An 18,772-nucleotide genomic window follows, 5' to 3' on the forward strand; every position below is an offset into this window, starting at 1 on the left:
CGGTTTTCCGGGCGTGGGCCGGGAGAGCGCCGCAGGGTCGAGGACCCGAAGCATATTTTTTCGCGTTTTCCGGCTTAGGGGTCAAGGCCTTTCCATGCCGTTGCCCGGCCAAACAAGACCGTTCACCATTTGGTTGCGCGAAAACGGGCTAAGGCAAGAGGCAAAACGGCTGCATGATGCCTTGCCAACACCCCGTGTTTGCGATCACACTGCGACATTCTCACGGGGACGACGCATGAGCATGGCCTTTGATGAACATATCCGGCGAAGACGCCTCCTGATCCCGGTGCTGGCGAGCGGATTCCTCGTCACCCTCGGGGTGGGGCTGTTCTCCTTTGCCCTGCCCCTGGTCAGCCTGGATGCGCGCATCGGCGGCGCGTGGCTGGGCAGCGGGTTCGCCGGGTTCTATCTGGTGCGGCTGCTGGCCGCCCCCCTGGCCGGGGCCTGGGCCGACAGGCAGGGCGCGAGACGGCCGCTGCTGATCGCCTCGGCCATTGGGGTCTGCGCGCCGCTGATTCATTTTCTCCACCCGTCCCTTACTGCGCTGTACGCGACCCAGTTTCTGCTCGGCGTGGCGTCGGGCATGTTCAGGCCCGTGGGCATGGCCGCCCTGGGCGGCATGGTCGAGCGCGAGCGGCTGTCGCACTGGTTCGCGGTCCACGCGCTGCTCTTCAATCTGGCCATGTTCATCGGGCCGCTGGTCGGGAGTGCGCTCTATCTGGGCAGGCGTGTCGAGCCGGTTCTCTTCGGCCTGGGCCTGTGCATGGTCGCCGCCTTGCTGGTGGTGGGGCTGTTCATGCCCGGCGGCCGGGTGGAGCGCAGGGAAGAGGACGCGCCTGATCGCGACGGGCCGACCGGGCCGTGGGACTGGGTCGCCGTGCTTCTGGCCGTGGGCGGCAGGACGCTGGGCCTTGGGCTGGTCGCGGCGTTTTATCCCATCCACCTTGCGATGGTCCTTGGGCACAAGGGTCTTGTTTTGGGCGCGCTCTTCGCCCTGCCCAGTCTGGCCGTGTGCCTTGGGCTGCCCGTGGCCGCACGCCTTTTCGGCCACGGCTGTCGGGCCTCCCTCACCCTGGCGGGCATGACCGTGAGCGCGGTCTGTCTCTTCGCCATCGGGACGAGTGTCGCACCGTGGCAACTGGCCCTGTTCGGCATTGTCATGGGGCTTGGCGCGGCCTTGTCCCTGCCTGCGTCCATGGCCCTGGCCTCGGGGTTGTCGCCCAGGCAGGGGCGGGTGTTCGGCGCGGCCCATGTGGCCTCGGGCATCGGCTTCGTGCTCGGGCCGCTGCTAGGCGGGTTGGTCATCCAGGCCACTCATCAGGTGGGTGCGGTATTCCAGGCCGCGGCTTTGATTGGCCTCCTCAGCTGCCTGCCGCTTCTGGCCCGTGTGCTCATGGACAGGATGCACTACGGCCGTGGTGCGGCCCTGACCCTGGTCGGGCTGTGCGCCCTGGTCCTGGCCGGAGCAGGCTCGTCCATGATCCATGCTCAGGCCCGGTCCGTCGATCCCGGTCCCCCCGGACTCCATCGGTACACGGACGTGGCCATGGGCACGGTGGTCAACCTGACCTTGGCCACAGACAGCCGCAGGAGCGCCGACCTCGCGGCGAGACGCTGCATCGCCCTGATGCGCGAGTTGCAGGCGGACTTCGATCACCGCAATCCCGAGGGCTCGGTGGGCCGCATCAACCGGGCGGCAGGCAAGAACTGGGTCGAGCCGACCCCGCGCGCCCAAGCCCTCATCCGCCGGGCCGTGGACTTTGCCCGGGCCAGCGGCGGGGCGTTCGACCCCACCATCGGGGCGCTGACCACTTCGCCGTTCTATTATATGATGGACGAGGCCGTGGCCCGTTCCCGGCGTGGGCTGGTGGATTACCGCCTCGTGCGGTTCGAGGAGGCAGGCGGGCGAATCAGGCTGGAGCGCGAGGGAATGGCCCTTGATCTGGGCGGCATCGCTAAGGGGGCCATCATCGACGCCGCAGTCCGGCTGCTCCGGGCCGAGGGCATCGAGGCGGGCATCGTCGAGGCGGGCGGCGATTTTCACGTCTTTGGCGACCGCGACTGGACCGTGGGCATCCGCCATCCCCGGGCCGAGGCGGTGCATCGAACCCTCACCGTGCGCAACCAAGCCGTCTGCGGGTCCGGCGACTACGAGCAGTTCGTGGTCCGCGAGACTTCTGCCGAGGCCATCATGCGACACCATATCATCGACCCGGCGACCATGGAGCCCGCCCGGGCATCCTTCGGCGTGACCGTGGTGGCCGACAGCGCCGAAACGGCCGACGCCCTGGCTACCGCGCTCTTCATCATGGGGCCTGAGGCGGGCACCGCGCTCCTGGCCGAGCAATACCCCGGGACGGCCGCCCTGTGGTTCGGCCCGGACCTTTCGGTAATCGAGACGGCTGGATTTCCCCGGTAGGGGGCTGGCGCAATTTCTGTCGATGCTTCCTTGACGGCGCCGGGCAGCCCGGTGGTTACCTCTCCACCGCATACCCGGCCCGGCTCCAGGCGATGAAGCCGCCGGCCAGGGCGCGGACGTCCCAGAAGCCGTGGCGCTGGAGGTAGGAGGCCGCGATGTTGGAGCGGTAGCCCGAGGCGCAGTAGATGATGTGGTGCTCGTCCTCGTCGAGGGTGTACCGGCCTTCGAGGATGTCGGTGAGGGGAACGTGTCTGGCTCCGGGTATCCGGCCCCGGGCGAATTCATCCGGGGTGCGGACGTCCACGAGGCTCAGGGGCTTGCCCTGTTCCAGCTGGTTCTGCACCTCCTGGGCCGAGTCGATGGACAGACGGTCCACCGGGCGGCCGCTGTAGACCCAGGACGAGATGCCGCCCCTGAGGTAGCCGTGAATGGTGTCGTAACCGATGCGGTGCAGTTCGGTGCGCATGCGCTCGTAGTCCTCGATGGAGTCCACCACCAGGAGCAGATCGGCCCGGGGCTCCACCACCATGCCCACCCAGTTGGCCAGGCTCGGCTCAAAGCCGATGTTGACCGAGCCGGGGATGTGGTACCCGGCAAAGGAAGCGGTGTTGCGCACGTCGATGACCACCGCGCCTGCCAGCATTTTCTGCTCGAAGCGGTCGGGTTCCATGGCCAGATCCACGGGGCAGCGCTCAAGCAGGGGCGCACCAGCCGCGTTGGTGCCGATGATGTGGCTGAAGCTCTTGGGCCGGGAGGGGAAATCCCGGCTCATGGCGAAATGGAAGGACTCGAAGTCCTTGAAGCCGAGGACGGGATTGTGCCGCCGCTCGAAGCCGAGGGTGGAGCTGGGCTTGGAACTCATGCCCCGGCCGCACAGGGAGCCCGCGCCGTGGGCTGGGAACACCTCCAGATGATCCGGGTAGTTGGCCAGCTTGACGTAGAGGGAATCGTAGAGGTTGGCCACCTGTTCGTCGAGTTTGGCCCCGCCCACAAGGTCGGGCCTGCCTGCGTCGCCCACGAAGAGCACGTCGCCGGTGAGGATGAGCCAGGGTTCCCTGCCCCGGCTGAAGTCGGTCACCAGCAGCGACAGGGCGTCGGGCGTGTGGCCGGGCGTATGCACCACTTCAAGGCCCGCCTTGCCGACCTTCAGCTTCTGGCCTTCGCGAAGGGGGGTGAAGTCGAAGGTGACGGGCGAGGTCTCGTACATCATGATCTCGCAGCCGGTGTGCGAGCGCAACTCGTGCGCGCCCGAGACGTGGTCGGCGTGGACATGGGTGTCGATGACCCGGCTGATGCGCATGCCTTCCTCGCGGGAGATGTCGAGGTAGTCCTGCACATCGCGCTTGGGGTCCACCACGATCATTTCGCGGGCCGCAGGACAGCCGATGACATAGGAAAAGCAGCCCAGGCCGGGCGTGAGTATCTGTTTGAAATACATGACGGCTCCTTGTGGCAGGGGGTGACGGCTTCAGGAGAGAGGATAAGCATGCGGACAGGCGCACGCAACCATCCCGAGGGTGTCTTGTCAGGCTGACCCGGGCAAGGGGCCTGGCTATTCCAGTTCGGCCGATCGGGCGCGCAGGCGCTTGGCCAGGTCGTCCATGGCGTCGGCGGCCGCGCCAAAGGCGGGCAGGCGTTTCTCCGGCTCGTCAAGGACGCGGCGGTAGGCCCACTGGGCCAGATAGAACAGTTCCTGCTCCGGGCAGCCGGGGCAGTGTTCGCGCATCCGGGTGACGATGGACGCCTTGACCTGTTCGCGCTGGAGGATGGCCTGCTTGAGGCGCTGGCCCGCCTCGGCGGGGTCGTCTCGGCCGTCCACTGCTGCCTGGAGGCGGGCGTTGGCCCGTTCGACAGTCCTGACCGCGCCGAGGTATTTGCCAGCCATCTCCACGATGACCGGGTCGTTGCCCACGCCCCTGAGGGCGGCGGCGGTCCGTTCCGCGTCCTGGGCCACGAGGCGCAGCATGGTCGCGGTCTCCTGCGGGGAAAGGGTGCGCAGTTCCGTGGTCTCGCCCACGGTGTAGGACCGCTCCTCATGAAGGGCGGTGTCGGTCAGGTCGGCCACCAGGGCCGGGGCGTAAAGATCATGAAGGGTTCGGATCATGCCCGGCGAGAAGGCGTAGTCCAGAACCGCCTTGCGCGACTCGCCGATGTCGTCGCCCACCGTGGGCAGCCCGCGCATCTCGCGGCCGAAGAAGATGTTGAGGGTCTTGACCGAGACGGTGCTGGCCGGGGTTCCCTGACGGCCCAGCGGATGGAATCCGGCGAGCAGGGAATCGGTCAGGGCGTGGACAAAGGAGAGGGTGACCGTGGTGTCCTCGCGTATCTCGATGGGGGCCGTGGGTTGCGGCGCGGCCTCGTCGGGTTGCGTTGCGTTGAGGGCTTCGACCGTGCTTGGCGAGTAGTCGGGCCGGGGCGTCTGGCCGGTGGTGACCCAGGCGGGGGCGCTGGCGTTTTCCTCGGCCGGTGGGCTTATGGTCTGCCGAACCTGCGGCCCGTCCGACCCGCGAGAGAGCAGCAGGTAGGCGACAACTGCCAGGGCCAGGGCGCAGACGGCAAGGATGACGGCTTTGTGTCGTTGGTGCAAGGCGGGCCTCCTTGGCTGGCCATTGAAAGTGGCTGTTGCCGAAGGCTACCAGTTCATGCCGGGGTTTTCCAGCTGTATTCGTTGGCCTCGTCCGCCGTCCGGCAGATAACGCCCGCCTCGCGCAGGCCGGACCACGCCAGCGTGCCCTTGACCGCCTGTTCGCACATGGAGCGCAGGCTTGAGTAGTAGTCGAGCAGCTGCACCATTCTGGGCAGATCCAACCGTCCCTGGGAGCCGAGCCGGAGCAGTTCCTCCTTGAGCACGTCGTAGGTGGTTTTCAGATGCACCAGCATGGGCTTGAGTTCCGTGTATTCGTCCGCGCAGGGGGTGTGGGCGGCATTGAGAATGTCGCGCACCTCGCGGCGCATGGCGCGTGCGGCCGTGGACCCGCCGCCTGGCAGTTGGTGATCGAGCAGGGCGTGCTCGTGGGACATGGTTTCCATGATGTTGGCCGACTTGGCGAAATACTGGGCCGAGCGCAGCGCCCAGGGCAGCTTGTCGTTCACTGCCTCAGGCAGGCTCACGGTGCCGAGTTTGGCGCAAAAGCCCCGGATGGCCTCAACCAGCGATTCCTGAGCCGCCTTGTCACGGTTGAAGTCCTTGTAGCGGAACTTGGCGGCCAGTGCCTTCTGCCCCATGAGCCGGGTCATTTCGCCCAGCCTGCCAAGCTCCATGAAGAGTGCCTCCATGGCCATGGTCGGGGTCTTGAGTACGTTGTCGTCGAGGTATTTGGGGCGCGACATCTCGCCCTCCTCGCGGCCGATGTGGGCATCGAGCAGGGCCACCAGCCGGTGCGTCAGCGGCAGGAAGATGATGACCCCGAGCAGGTTGAAGCCGGTGTGGAACAGGGCGAGGATGGTGCCCATCCAGATGGCCTCGGCGGCCCCGATGGCCCGGACCGTGGCCACCAGCAGGGGGATGAGGAACAGGGCCACGATGCCAGTGACCAGATTGAAGATGATGTGGGCCGCCGCGACCTTCTTGGCGTTGTCTGTCGCGCCGATGACCGAGAGCATGGCCGTGGAGGTGGTGCCGATGTTGGTGCCCACCACGCCCGCCGCCGCGCTCTCCAGGGTGATCAGGCCGGTCATGGCCGCCGTCAGGACCAGGGCCATGGCCGCGCTCGAACTCTGCATGAGCAGGGTCAAGCCGAAGCCCACGGCCGTGAACACGAGCATGTCCATGCCCGAGCCCAGGTGCAGGGCGGTCAGGTCCAGCCCCTTGCCCACGTCGAGGAAGGCGGATTGCAAGACCTGGATGCCGAGGAAGAAGAGGCCGAAACCGGTCAGCGCCTCGCCCAGGTGCTTGCGTCGGGACTGGCCATTGCCAAGGCCCATGAACACGCCGATGCCGATCATGGGCAGGGCCATGGCCTTGACCTCGACACTGACGCCCACGGCGGCAACGATCCAGCCCGTGACCGTGGTGCCGATGTTGGTGCCGAAGATGACGCCCACGGACTGGGCTAGGGTCATCAGCCCCGCATTGACGAAGCCGATGACCGCCACGGTCACCGCGCTTGATGACTGGACCAGGGCCGTGATCATGAATCCCGAGGCAAGGCCGCGCAACGGGGTGCGTGTCCATTTGCCGAGGATGGTGCGCAGGGCCGGTCCGGCGGCGCTGCGCAGCCCCCGGGTCATCAGCCCCATGCCGAGGAGAAAGAGGCCCACCCCGCCGACGAGGCTGGCCAGGAGCGAAAAATTCATGGGGCGGTGTGCCCCCTGGAGAAGTGACGCATGAAGATCATGTTAATGCATTGATATGATGGTGTAAACATTATTCTCTGCGGTCAGTCGAGGGTGCGCCGGTAGCGCTTGAGCCCCAGGGCCACCACCACCAGCCAAAAGAGCAGGATGGGCCAGACGGCGTGGAGAGACTCGGCGAGTCCGTTGCCCTTGAGCAGGATGCCCCGGATCAGGCGCAGGTAGTGGGTCAGCGGCAGGATCGAGCCCACGGCCTGCGCCCACTCGGGCATGCCCCTGAAGGGAAACATGAATCCCGAGAGCAGCAGCGAGGGCAGGAAAAAGAAGATGGACATCTGCACGGCCTGCAACTGGTTGCGGGCCATGGTGGAGATGGTCACGCCCACCGAGAGGTTGGCCCCGATGAAGATGATGGACAGGGCAAAGGTCAGCAGAACGCTGCCGTGCATGGGCACGTCGAAGAGAAAGCGGGCGGCCGCGATGATCAGGGTCATCTGGATGTAGCCCACCAGGATGTAGGGGATGATCTTGCCGAGCATGACCTCCAGGGGCCGGATGGGCGTGGAAAGGAGGTGCTCCATGGTCCCGCGTTCGGACTCGCGGGTGATGGCGAGGGAGGTGATCATGACCAGGGTCAGGGTCAGGATGACCCCCATGAGGCCGGGCACGATGTTGTACTGGGTCTCGGCCTCGGGGTTGAAGTCGTTGTGGATGCGGATGTCCACTGGCGACTCGCCCTGATTGAGCCCGGCGTGGGGGCCGGTCAACTCCCGGGCCAGGGCGCGACGGACGATCTCGGGAAAGGCGGCGGCCGCGTTGCCCGTGGCCGTGGGGTCTGTGGCGTCCGCTTCAAGCAGCAGCACGGGCCGCTGGCCGCGCACCAGGTCGCGCCCGAAATTCTCGGGAATGGTCAGGCAGAACTGGACCCGCCCCTCGCGCAGCAGCTGCCGGGCCTCGGCCCGCGACTCCGCGTGGACGGTGATGTTGAAGAAGGTGCTCGTCTGCATGCTCGTGGTCACGGCGCGGGAGTAGCGGCTGTTGTCGGCCGAGAGCACGGCGGTGGGCAGGTGGCGGGGATCGGAGTTGATGGCGTAGCCGAAGAGGATGAGCTGGATGAGGGGAATGCCGATCATCATGGCGAAGGTCAGCCGGTCGCGGCGCATCTGCACGAATTCCTTGCCCACCATGGCAGCGAACCGTCCGGCGTGGAACCACCTCATGTCCGCCCCCGCCCCGCGCCGTTCATGAGGTCGATGAAGACCTCCTCAAGGCTGGTCTCGATGCGCGTCCAGCGGTAGGGCGCGGTTCGTAGCGCGCCTGTCGAGTTCTCCAGGATCTTTTGGTCGCGGGTGCTGACGTGCAGAGTGTTGCCGAAATGGACCACCTGATCCACGCCTTCGAGGGATTTCAGGCGGGCGGCCAGATCGTGCAGGTCGGCTCCGTGTTCGTCGTGATCGTCGCTCGTCACACTCCAGGTGGTCAGCCCAGAGTCGCTGACCAACTCGTCCGCCGTGCCCGAGGCGAGCAGGTCGCCGTAGGCGATGTAGGCCAGCCGGTGGCAGCGCTCGGCCTCGTCCATGTAGTGGGTGCTGATGAGGGCGGTGATGCCCTGGGCGGCCAGTTGGTGGACCTGATCCCAGAAATCGCGCCGGGCACCGGGGTCCACGCCTGCAGTGGGCTCGTCGAGGAGCAGCAGCCGCGGAGAGTGCAGGGTGCTCACCCCCAGGGAGAGGCGCTGCTTCCATCCGCCAGACAGGGTGCCTGCCAGATGGCCATCGAACTGGCCGAGCCCCATGCGCTCGATGCATTCCGCCACCACATGCGCCGGGCGGTCCAGGCTGAAGACCCGGGCCGTGAATTCGAGGTTTTCGCGCACGGTCAGGTCCTCGTAGAGGCTGAATCGCTGGGTCATGTAGCCCACGTGGGGCTTGATCCGGTCGGACTGGGTGAGGATGTCGTGCCCGAGGCAGGTGCCGCTGCCCGAATCGGGTCTGAGCAGGCCGCAGAGCATGCGGATGGAAGTGGTCTTGCCCGATCCGTTGGGGCCGAGGAACCCGTAGATCTCGCCCCGGCCGATCTCCATGTCCAGCCCGTTGACCACGACCTTGCCGTTGAAGGACTTGGTCAGTCCCCGGACCTGTATGACGGTTTCGGCTGGCATGGGCGGGTCCGCTGGCCGATTATGTCGCGGGCAGGGTCGGGATGGTCACGTCCACGGGCTGGCCCGGGTGGAGCAGCGGGGCGTCTGCCACATCCGGTCTGGCCCGGACCATGAACACCAGCTTGGCCCGGCTCTGGCTTGAATAGATAACCGGCGGGGTGAACTCTGCGGACGGGGAGATGAAGGTGATGGTGGTGCTCACCGGTCCGGCGGCGCCGTCGAAGGTGACCACGGCCTCCTGCCCGACAGCCAGGGAACCGACCACGGTTTCGGGTACGAAGAATCTTACCTCGACATTCTCCGGCGGCAGCAGCGAGACCACGGGCTGGCCCGCAGGAACCCACTCGCCCAGCCGGAAGAGGGTGTCGAAAACCAGGGCGTCGGCGGGCGCGGCGCGGGTTTTCTGGTCCAGGTTCCACTGGGCCTGCGCCAGGGCCGCCCGGGCCTGGAGCACCTCGGCCTCGGCCACCCGGATCATGTCGGTGCGTGCGCCAAGCCGCGCTGTCTCAAGCTCGGCGCTGATCTCGCGGACACGATGAGTCGTCTGGTCGAAGTCGTTTTTTGCCCGGTCCAACTCCTCCTGGGAGATGGTCTGCTCGCGGATGAGGCGCACCCTGCGGTCGTATTCGGTCCTGGCCAGGGTGGCGGCGGACCGGGCCTGCCTGAGCCGGGCCTCGATGGCCGCGATCTCGGATGGCCGCTGGCCGGTCTCCTGGTCGCGCAGATTGTCCTGGGCGCGCTTGAGCCCGTGACTGGCCTCGTCCACGCTGGCGCGTTCAAAGCCGCTCTCCAGGGCGAAGAGGGAGGTGTCGCCTCGGACCGTCTGGCCGCGTGTCACCGCAAGCTCGATCAGGGTGCCGCCAAGGGGCGAGGCGATGTTGACGAACTCGCCCTCCACATAGCCCTGGAACCTGTTGGCCGGAGGCTCGGAACAGCCGAGCAGGAGTGCGGGCAGCAGAAACGCGAGTATGGCGAACAATCGGTTCATAACCGTATTGTTACGCCAGGTTTGGAGAAAATACAACGAATGGGAAGTGGGCGGACGCTCTCCCGCGGGATCAGCTGAAGTAGCGGTTCTTGTCCTCGCGTTCCTTGGCCGTGTCAAAGTCGATGTTGATGCTCGTGCGGGTGGTGGTGCGCCGTTTGGAGCCGCGCGCCATCAGGATGAAGGCGACGAGGGCGCCGCCGCAGAGGAGAAGTGTGGTCATGGCGAGAGTGTTCATAAGGGGGTGCTTTTATCCGAATCGAATGGGGGCGGCAAGCATTATCGGACCGCGCGAGCCGCCCCTCGGCGCGCAGTGTTTCGGCAGAGCCGCCTCAGACCATGTACTTCAACTGATAGCCGCAGGTGGGGTAGGCCCACACGGTGTCCCTGACCCGGGACAAGGGGATTTCGTTGCGGATCGCCAGGGCGAAGAGGTTGATCATCTCCTCGGCGTTGTGGCCGAGAATGTGCGCGCCCAGGATGCGGTCGCCCGCCTCGTCGATGAGCACCCGCGCGCGGCCGAAGCGCTCGTTGAGCCGTTTCCAGGAAAAGGCGGCGGCCAGATCGGTCTCCTTGATGGTGAAGGCGAGGCCGTGCTCACGCGCCTCATCCTCCAGCAAGCCCACTCCGGCCAGGGGCGGCAGGGTGAAGCAGACGCTGGGAATGCCCGTGTAATCCACTGTGGCCGAGTCAGGGTCGAGGATGTTGGCCACCGCCACCTGTCCCTGGATGGTGGCCACCGGGGTCAGGGCCGCTCCCTGATCGGCCACGTCGCCCACGGCGTAGACATGGGGGTTGGACACGCTCTGCATCCGGTCGTTGACCCTGATGCCGCGCGGGCCGAACTCCACTCCGGCTGCTTCGAGGCCTAGCCCGTCCACGGCCGGTCGGCGGCCGGTGCAGTTGATAGCCATGTCCGCGTCGAACACGGTTCCGCCGTCCTCACCTGCCCGAATCCGCCAGCCGTGGCCGGTGTGCTCCACGGACCTGACTGGCGCGTTCAGTCTGACATCAATGCCCGCAGCCCTGGACGCCTCGATCAACGCATCGGTCAGCACCGGGTCGAACCGGCGTAGCACGCGGCCGCTGCGGTTGAGGAGGGTGACCTCGGCCCCAGCGTGGCGGGCGATATGGGCCAGCTCAAAGGCGATGAACCCGCCGCCGATGAACAGGACCCGGCGCGGCATGGTCTGCATGCTCAGGAAGTCGTCGCTTACGGGCATGGCCTCGGCCCCGGACACGGGTAGGGGGCTTGGCTCAAGCCCGACACAGACGCAGATGACCGGTGCGGTCAGCCTGTCGCCCTCCACCTCGATCTCGCCGGGGCCGACGAACACGGCCCGGCCCAGGCGGGTGTCGATGTCCTTGTCCGCGTAGGCCGCCCGCGCCCTTTCGGGCACCGGGTCCACGAAGGATCGGGTGAAGCGCATCAGGGCGGGCCAGTCGATGGTCGCCGAGCCGGTCAGGCCGCTGCCCAGCATGCCCGTGGCCAGATGCACGGCCTCGGCCCCGGCCAGCAGGACTTTCTTGGGATTGCAGCCGCGCAGGGGACATACCCCGCCAAAGGCCGTGGCCTCGATCATGGCCACCCGTCTGCCCGCCTCGGCCAGAGGCGCGGCCACCGCCCCGCCAGCCGGGCCGCCGCCCAGAACGATCACGTCATATTCTTTCATTTTTCCCTCGCGAGTGTTGTCACCTTACAGGGCAACCTACACCATGACGGAGAAAAAATCTCACTGATGTCGGAAAAAAGAGTGGAGAGATTCCTTCTTCCCGGTCCTCCGCGGTTTCCTCATTCCTTCCGAAGGGCCACAAAGAACTCATAGGCGTAGTATTCGGAATACTTCCTATGCATTTCAGGCTCTTGTGCCAGCTGCGCAAGCACGGCAAGCGCGTCATCGTCATCCGCATATTTGCTGCGGAGTTTATTGATGCCTGTTTCCATGGGGGTGTAGAAATCAGTCCACCACGCCTTGTCCGGCAAGGCGAAGTGGCCGATGAGCGAGAAACCGTGTTTCTCGATCGCTGCCAGGATGGCTGGAACCTGGCCCATGGTCGGGTAGTCCATCTCGAAGCCCGCTTTGACCTCGGCAGGCGGGTCATCCTCGCGCCAGACGGCATCGGTGAAGGCGAGGTAGCCGCCGATCCGAAGCAGTCGCCTGCATATGTCCAGGGCGTTGTCCATGCCGATATTGTACAGGGCACCCTCGGACCAGACGAGGTCGAAACTTGCGGGAGGAAGCCCGGGATCGGCCATGTCTCCCACCACAGGTCGGATTCGCTCGGCGAGTCCGCGTTTGGCGACAGTGGCGCGCAGTCGATCTATGTTCGGAGCATGGCTGTCCATGGCCACGATGTTGCCTGACGTGAGTTCCGCAAGATGAAGGGTCTGTCCTCCAACGCCGCAGCCCAGATCAAGGACCGCCGCTACAGGCGGCAGATCGTGGCACAAGGCAATGGCCTTGGCGGCGCAGTCGCGGTTGCCTGGTCCCTGCCTGGGGAGCGACTCATAAAGCTCGAAAAAGATGGGCCAAAAACGTGGCGAGGGTTCGCTCATGTCAGATCCTTCTTCCGGGGATACGCCGCAGTCCGAGAAACAATTCGTGCCCGGACTCGGTGTGGGAGCTGTGCTCAAAGGGGATGGCGATGGGCTCGAAACCTGCTGCGGCGATCATATCCAGCCACACGGTCCTCGGGAACAGGCCCATGACGTGGCGGTCGTGGATGACTTCGACGGCCCCGGCTTCGTCGCGCAAGAGGAAGGCCATGTCGGTCACGTACATTTCCTTTCCGGTGTCGGAGATCCATCGCCATTCAAAGAAGCGCAGGGCGCGTCCTTTTCCGTCGCTGCCGCCGCTTCCGGTGCCCGGCTCAAAGGTCCCGGAGACGTAATCCGGGTCGAACATGGCGACTCCGCCCGGGGCGGTGTGGGCAAAGGCCGTAGCGATGGTGCTGGCGAGATCGGCTCGCGTTGTCATGTAGCTGACCGCGTCATGCACCAGGACGTTGTCAAAGGTGCGCCCGAGACGGATGGAGCGCATGTCGCCCAGAATGTGTTCGCACTCCGGGTTCAGTTGGCGGTTGAGCGTCAGCATGGCCGGCTCCAGATCGACGAGAGTGCAGGCCAGCGTCGCCTTCAAGTAGGCTGCATTGTGGCCGCCGCCGCTGCCGAGATCGAGCAGGGTCCGGGGTGGTAGTTGGCAATGGGTCTCGAAGAGACGCCGGTAGAAGGCGGCCTCTTCCGCGTAGTCCTCCACCGGGGTCAGGAGCTGATACCAGTCCGCCAGATCGCGGTAGAGCCTGATACCTTGGCCGGGAGTCGTTTCGAGCTTATCTGACATATCGACCTCTGGGGATTCCCGACCAACCGGTCCCGGGTGGCGACGGAGCGCCGCTGGAACGATGGCACCGGCTCTTTCCCGCTTCCCTCGTGTGAGTGAATGCTTTACAGTTCAGCCTACAACAAAACGAGGAAAACAACCAGCCCGTGGCGGGGAACTCATTGCCTGGGAGAACATGGGCAAGCGCAGAGAAGGCAGGTCCATCCGTGTCTGGAGGGAAAACGGAAAAGGGCCGATACGGTGTCTACCATATCAGCCCTTGATTTCCTTGGCTCCCCAGCACGGACTTGAACCGCGAACCTAGTGATTAACAGTAGTGAGAGGGATGGCGCTGCGGCGGGGCCTGCGGGCTTGGTGTGTGCATTTTGTGCGCAAAACCTATTTTCCCCGACTCAGGTCGATCATGCCGAAGTTGATGGCGGTGAGAGCCTTTTGCAGGTGGTCCTGGGTGGCGTGGGTGTAGATGCTGGCTGTGGAGGTTTGGGCGTGGCCGAGCATGTCGGCAATGGTGCGCTCCGACTCACCGGCCATGGCCAGGATGGCCCCCAGAGTGTGGCGGAGCGAGTGCAGATGTAGATGCCCGTACCCGGCCTCTCGCAGGCTTTCCTTGATTTTGTGGGTCACGGTGTCGGGGTGGCCCCATCTGTCGAACACGCGGCATCCTGGGCGTAAATCCATGGACTTGAGCACGGCCTTGAACATGGGGTGCATAGGCACCCATTGCACGACCTTGCGCCGTTTCTTCTGCCGCTCGACCCGGATGCGGTTGCCGTCCATGTCGATGTCGCGCGGGTAAACCAGCCCCAGCAACTCGCAACGGCGCACCCCTGATGCGATGTAGGCCACGGCCATGCGGCGCACGTCCGGGTCTGTGATCTTGGAAATGTAGTCGCGGGCCTGGGCGGCATCCATGAACCCCGGCTCACTCGCGCCGCCGGGGATTTGCTTCACATGGCGCAGCGGGTTGTGCTTGACCATCTTCCAGTCAACGGCCTTGGACAGCACGGCCTTGGCGTGGCGGATGTAGTGATTGATCGTGGACGGCTTGCGGCCCTGCTTGAGCAGGTCGGCGGTCATGTCGTCCACGGCGCGCTGTCCGAGCGAGCCGAGCCGCACAGACTTCCCGGCATAGTGGATCAGCTTGTCCAGGGCCTTCTTGTTTGCGCGGTAGGTGTGGATATTCTGCGTCTGCTCGGCCCATGCCAGATATTCATCGGCAAAGGCTCCCAAGGTCGTGTTGCCGCTGCAATCAAGCTGCACGAGGCGACCGGCAAGAGCCTCCTGCTTGATCTTCTTGAAGAGGCGTTTTGCCTGGGCTTCATCCTTGGTCTTGAGCGACCGCCTGTCATTGCGGCTGAACTCTATATACCAATGCCCGGACGGTCGCTGGTAGAGGCGCATGCTGAGTCTATAGGCGCAGTTCTTTGAATCGGGCAAGTGTTTCGTTCTCCGTCCGGTTGAAGTATCGGTCGATGGATTCCCTGTCGAAACGGCGGTGGCCTCCCTCGGTCTTGTCGGCGTGGATGATCCCCTCGTCTGCGTATTTCCGCAGCGTGTTGTGAGACAGGCCGGAATAGACCACGGCTGTCTTGAGGGGGAGCCAACGGGGAAGCATGACGGTCTTTACCTCCTCACGCCCACCGGCGTGTCCTCCACAATGACTGTCACCCGCCGCTCAATCACGCGGTGCCCGTGGCACGCCTTGCACGGCTCGTCCTCGGGCGCTCCCCACGCCCTGTCCTCCTCGGGCTCCACGCCATGCCCCTGGCACCGGGCGCACACCAGCCGCCCATAATGAATGCCGGGCCGGGAGCGCATCAGGAACTCCTGCCGCTCGATCTCGCCGGGGGTCATGCCATCTGCCCCGCCATGTCATCAACAATCCTGTCCAGGTCGCCAGCCAGGGCCGGATACTCGGCCCGGCACGAGTCCGCATAGGCGCGGATGGCCGGTATGGCGTGAGGGTCGTGCGTCAGGTCGAGCACGAAATACTCGCAGTTGTGGTGCTTGCCACCCTTCCTGCTGCTACCGTCCGTCCGGCGCACGGCGAATTTCTTGTAGATACCTCTTGTCTTGTCGCCCATCACATCACCCCCATCAGCGGCAGCCGCGTCTCCGCAGCCGCCGGGTTGAACCAGAGCGTTTCAACGCGCTCGCGCGCCCCATCGGCAAACCAATCCTTGTCGATGGACCGCCAATCGCCGTACAGATCGTCGTAAAGGTCGCAACGATACCCGGAAAGGACGACCTTGCCTTTGACAGCCCGCAGCACACCAGCCAGTTCCCTGTGCTGCTCGTCGTCCATTTCGTGGGCGTAGACATCGCCGTTAGAATCCTGGCACCTGGTGGACCGGACATATGGCGGGTCAACGTAGAAAAGCACGTCCTCGCGATCCAGTGTCGGAATAAGGCCCGCCGCTGGCTTGTTGCGTATGGCCACACCCTGGAGGCGTTCGCAGAACCAATCCAGAGCGCGAGGGTAGTTCCGCCAATCGTTGGCCGGGCTGGTCCCGGACCGGAAGGACTTGCCGCGAAACCCCGTCCGGTAGGCAGAATTGGAGGAGGCAGACCCGAAGCCCATGAACGAGCGGATGATGGTCCGCCGTGCCCTCTCAACGGGATCGGCGGCCGGTTCGTAGGCAGCAAAAAATTCAACCTCAGCAAACGGCGTCAAAGCGATCTGGCGTTTCAGCTCCGCTGCGCTGCCGGGGTCACGCATCACTCGAAACACGTTCACCACCTCGTCGCCCAGGTCGTTGTAGACCTCGGCGTAAACGCGGGGCTTTTGCAGCAGCACGCTTGCAGCCCCACCGAAGGGCTCGACGTATATCCGGTGGGCCGGAAAATGCTGGATTATCCACGGAGCCAGCTTCCACTTCCCGCCGTGATACCGCATGATGGGCCGTTTCACGCCGCCACCTCCACCCCAGGCAGCCGCAGCTGCGTATCCGCCATGTCCGGCACCGCGTTGAACTTCGCGGCCAATCCGGGCCGGGCATTGTCGCGCATGTATTGGAGCACGTCGCCCATGCCCAGCTTGGTCATGCAGTAGTCCCACAGCTTCGGGTGGGTCTGCGCCAGCCGCTGGATGCGGTTCATCCCGGTCTCCATCTGCATGCCAAACAGGCAGAACACGCAGCCCGTGCGCTTGACGCCAGAGGTGTCCAGGCCGTCAGGAGTCTCCACGATGTCGCCGTAGACATCGGCATACCGCAGGCCGTAGCGCAGGATGTATTCAAGGATGTCTTGGCGCGTCCAAAAGGCCAGCGGCCAGGAGCGCGGCGACTTGAGGTCAAAGGCGTTGCACCCGTGCTCGGCATAGGCTTTTTCACGCCCTTTGGACTCCTCGGCCAGGATGCCGACGAACTGGACACGCCCGGTCTCGCGCTCGTAGCGGTGCATCGGCTCCTTTTTCATGATCCCGCAGCACTCGTCGGAGATTCGGAACGGGGCATCGAGCAGGAACCGCCACTGCTGCGCCACCTTGAACCCGGCCACCTTCTTGCCAAACCGGTTGATGCCGATGTCGTAGAGGCGATAGATGTTCTGGTTGTTGCCAGTGGGGTTGCGCAGGACGTTCAGCCCCCGCGCTGTGCGTTTGGAGGCTATGGGCCACCCCTTGTCCTGGACCACCCGATGAAACGGCATCCTGGGCCGCATGACCACCACATTGTCGGTCCGGGCCACCTGCCGGTTGATCTCCGGGTACTCCAGGCCGGTGTTGCAAAAGACGCGCGGCAGGCCGGGCCGGACGCGTTCAATAATGTCGATCATCACCGTGGAGTCCAAGCCGCCGGAATACGAGCTGGCCACATGCCAGTCGAACGCCTCGCCGAATTCCACGATCCGCTCCATGGAGAGCGCAATCTTGTCATCCAGCGACATGGCGCGCCGCTGCACCAGGGCATCATACCGCGCCTTGGCCTCGCCGGACTCAACCCGGCTCTGCCACCGCAGTTCATGAGCAGTCGGTGGCACCGGCACATTGCCCTTGGCGTCAAGCAGTTGGGTATGGGTCACGCCGCCACCCCCGGCCACCCCTCCGGCCTACCGCACCGCTCAAACTCGTACACCCACACCCACGGATTGGCGTCCCAGCCATAGCCACGCTGGGCATTGATGGAGTCCCACAGCTTTTCAAAAGCCGTATCCGGCCAGCACCACCAATCGTCAGAATGGACGCTTTCGTCCCAGTGGTAGACGCTTCCCTCGCGGGTTGTGTGAACGAGCAACCCTTCTGCTACTGCATTCTCTTCGGATATGTCCTGCAACAGCTCCACGCGCACGTCCGTGACGCGCAGGAACAGGCGGGCCGCCCACTTGGGCATGTGAATGGAGGGACACCAAGCTATAGACCCATCAACCCGATGGGAGCGCCTGGGGAACTCTTTCCCGGGCAGCTCCCCCTTGCCGGTAATGCCCCCGCCAGCGCGGTAGTCAACAGACCACCACGACAGCCCTGGATTGGGTGGACACACACTGACAGAGGCAACCTTGGCAGCCTCGCGCACCCAAAGGACGTCCCCTTTTTGGTAGGGGGCATACTCAACCGCCTTCGGGTCACGAATGTTCATCACCACGTTCTTCCCGATGGGAAACCGGGTGGCCCTGGCGATGTCCAATTTGATCACCCGCCGCGTCTGCGTCTTGCGCCCGTCAAGAATCGCCCGCACCATGGGGCCGGAAAAGAGGATAGGCCTAGCCGCCATGGCGCACCCCCGGAAACTCGTTCCACTCCCGCCCGTCCAGCAGGCGGCCAGCCGCCTTCTTGCCGACACGGCAGCGGATCGCCGCCCCATAGGGCAACGATTCGCCGTTGAACGCCGCCGCATCCGGGCTATGCACCTGCCCATCGGGCGTGACGGCCACGCATTGTTCCGCCATGAGCCGGTAGGGCAGGTCGCCCCATTCCCCCCACTGCTTGAAAAAGAACGGCACCTTGGCCTCCCGGCACTGATCGCGCAACCCCCGCGCCCACTCCGGGTGCATGGGCCGCGCCCCTGGGCCGGACTCGCCGCCGCAGATGAGCCAGTTTATCCCATATTTTGCTGGGCTATGGCCGCATTCAACCACGTTCAGCCATTCCCCTTCGTTCTGTGGCCCAAACCATCCACCCTTGAACGGTCTGAATGGCTTGATCTTCACCGCACCCAGGGCAGGCTCATAGCTCACATACCGCACCGCCGCCGGGGTATCGAGCAGCGCAGGGATGCGCTCGTCGGCCATGGCCTGATTCTCGGCCGTGACGCCCAGCCAGACGTTGGGCAAGGGCCAAGGCTGTTGCCCGTAGGTCTCGCCGTAAACCGCACGCCATGCGTCCCAAACACGGAAGTCACGCTCGCTGTCCACGGGAATCTGAGCTACATCCTCGAAATACTCCCGCATCCGCTCGGGTCGCTTGGTCAACACCTGGTAGGTGATGTGCGGCGTGGCTGCCATGACAGAAAACACCCGGTCCAGCCATTCGTCCGGCACGGTCGGATGGAACAGGTCCGTCATGGACCCCACAAACACCCGGCACGGCTTGCGCCAGCGCAGCTGGACGGCCAGGGCAGACTCCACCAGAGATGTCC

19 protein-coding genes are annotated in these 18,772 nt (G+C 65.0%); 1 reads left to right on the forward strand and 18 read right to left on the reverse strand.

Translation table 11 applies throughout. The features are described from left to right. The first annotated feature begins 235 nt into the window (after nt 1-235). Entirely contained in the window at nt 236-2,419 is a 2,184-nt protein-coding gene (locus tag QQS14_RS04850; protein WP_285905784.1) for an MFS transporter, read from the forward strand. A gap of 55 nt (nt 2,420-2,474) precedes the next feature. Here QQS14_RS04850 and QQS14_RS04855 read toward each other — a convergent pair whose 3' ends face one another. From QQS14_RS04855 to QQS14_RS04940, 18 genes are all read right to left on the reverse strand, one after another. Further along, on the reverse strand, nt 2,475-3,857 hold the full coding sequence (locus QQS14_RS04855) for an MBL fold metallo-hydrolase (RefSeq protein WP_285905785.1): 1,383 nt from the start codon (nt 3,855-3,857) through the stop codon (nt 2,475-2,477). A 114-nt stretch (nt 3,858-3,971) separates the two neighbouring features. Continuing rightward, nucleotides 3,972-5,006 (reverse strand): hypothetical protein, encoded by a 1,035-nt coding sequence (locus tag QQS14_RS04860; protein WP_285905786.1) that lies wholly within the window; start codon nt 5,004-5,006, stop codon nt 3,972-3,974. A 53-nt stretch (nt 5,007-5,059) separates the two neighbouring features. Continuing rightward, the gene (locus QQS14_RS04865) at nt 5,060-6,715 is read right to left on the reverse strand and encodes a Na/Pi cotransporter family protein (protein WP_285905787.1); all 1,656 of its coding nucleotides are present in this window, start codon (nt 6,713-6,715) and stop codon (nt 5,060-5,062) included. 83 nt (nt 6,716-6,798) lie between these two features. Next, entirely contained in the window at nt 6,799-7,932 is a 1,134-nt protein-coding gene (locus QQS14_RS04870) for an ABC transporter permease (protein WP_285905788.1), read from the reverse strand. Then, nucleotides 7,929-8,873 carry an ABC transporter ATP-binding protein gene (locus QQS14_RS04875; protein WP_285905789.1) on the reverse strand — a complete coding sequence of 315 codons (945 nt, stop codon included), beginning with the start codon at nt 8,871-8,873 and terminating at the stop codon, nt 7,929-7,931. The genes QQS14_RS04870 and QQS14_RS04875 overlap by 4 nt, the downstream gene beginning before the upstream one ends. 19 nt (nt 8,874-8,892) lie before the next feature. Beyond that, complete coding sequence (locus QQS14_RS04880) at nt 8,893-9,861, reverse strand: HlyD family secretion protein (protein ID WP_285905790.1); 969 nt, start codon at nt 9,859-9,861, stop codon at nt 8,893-8,895. Nucleotides 9,862-9,931: 70 nt separating this feature from the next. Beyond that, nucleotides 9,932-10,081 (reverse strand): hypothetical protein, encoded by a 150-nt coding sequence (locus tag QQS14_RS04885; protein ID WP_285905791.1) that lies wholly within the window; start codon nt 10,079-10,081, stop codon nt 9,932-9,934. Between the two features lie 109 nt (nt 10,082-10,190). Then, on the reverse strand, nt 10,191-11,531 hold the full coding sequence (locus QQS14_RS04890) for a dihydrolipoyl dehydrogenase family protein (protein WP_285905792.1): 1,341 nt from the start codon (nt 11,529-11,531) through the stop codon (nt 10,191-10,193). Nucleotides 11,532-11,650: 119 nt separating this feature from the next. Beyond that, nucleotides 11,651-12,415, reverse strand: coding sequence for an SAM-dependent methyltransferase (locus QQS14_RS04895; protein WP_285905793.1), 765 nt, complete (start codon nt 12,413-12,415; stop codon nt 11,651-11,653). Nucleotide 12,416: 1 nt separating this feature from the next. Then, nucleotides 12,417-13,199: a class I SAM-dependent methyltransferase gene (locus QQS14_RS04900; RefSeq protein ID WP_285905794.1), complete on the reverse strand. Its 783-nt coding sequence runs from the start codon at nt 13,197-13,199 to the stop codon at nt 12,417-12,419. 378 nt (nt 13,200-13,577) lie between these two features. Further along, on the reverse strand, nt 13,578-14,636 hold the full coding sequence (locus QQS14_RS04905) for a tyrosine-type recombinase/integrase (RefSeq protein ID WP_285905795.1): 1,059 nt from the start codon (nt 14,634-14,636) through the stop codon (nt 13,578-13,580). Further along, nucleotides 14,608-14,814, reverse strand: coding sequence for a helix-turn-helix domain-containing protein (locus QQS14_RS04910; RefSeq protein ID WP_285905796.1), 207 nt, complete (start codon nt 14,812-14,814; stop codon nt 14,608-14,610). Before QQS14_RS04910 ends, QQS14_RS04905 begins: the two co-directional genes overlap by 29 nt. An 8-nt stretch (nt 14,815-14,822) precedes the next feature. Further along, nucleotides 14,823-15,053: a hypothetical protein gene (locus QQS14_RS04915; RefSeq protein WP_285905797.1), complete on the reverse strand. Its 231-nt coding sequence runs from the start codon at nt 15,051-15,053 to the stop codon at nt 14,823-14,825. Then, entirely contained in the window at nt 15,050-15,283 is a 234-nt protein-coding gene (locus tag QQS14_RS04920) for a hypothetical protein (protein WP_285905798.1), read from the reverse strand. The genes QQS14_RS04915 and QQS14_RS04920 overlap by 4 nt, the downstream gene beginning before the upstream one ends. Beyond that, on the reverse strand, nt 15,283-16,110 hold the full coding sequence (locus QQS14_RS04925) for a DNA adenine methylase (protein ID WP_285905799.1): 828 nt from the start codon (nt 16,108-16,110) through the stop codon (nt 15,283-15,285). Before QQS14_RS04925 ends, QQS14_RS04920 begins: the two co-directional genes overlap by 1 nt. Further along, on the reverse strand, nt 16,107-17,219 hold the full coding sequence (locus tag QQS14_RS04930) for a phosphoadenosine phosphosulfate reductase domain-containing protein (RefSeq protein ID WP_285905800.1): 1,113 nt from the start codon (nt 17,217-17,219) through the stop codon (nt 16,107-16,109). The genes QQS14_RS04925 and QQS14_RS04930 overlap by 4 nt, the downstream gene beginning before the upstream one ends. Next, nucleotides 17,216-17,908: a hypothetical protein gene (locus QQS14_RS04935; protein ID WP_285905801.1), complete on the reverse strand. Its 693-nt coding sequence runs from the start codon at nt 17,906-17,908 to the stop codon at nt 17,216-17,218. The genes QQS14_RS04930 and QQS14_RS04935 overlap by 4 nt, the downstream gene beginning before the upstream one ends. Then, the coding region (locus QQS14_RS04940) for a phage Gp37/Gp68 family protein (RefSeq protein ID WP_285905802.1) at nt 17,898-18,772 on the reverse strand (875 nt) is incomplete at its 5' end. The genes QQS14_RS04940 and QQS14_RS04935, both read right to left, overlap by 11 nt.

It is taken from the genome of Pseudodesulfovibrio pelocollis (assembly GCF_030282845.1).
Lineage (GTDB): Bacteria > Desulfobacterota > Desulfovibrionia > Desulfovibrionales > Desulfovibrionaceae > Pseudodesulfovibrio > Pseudodesulfovibrio pelocollis.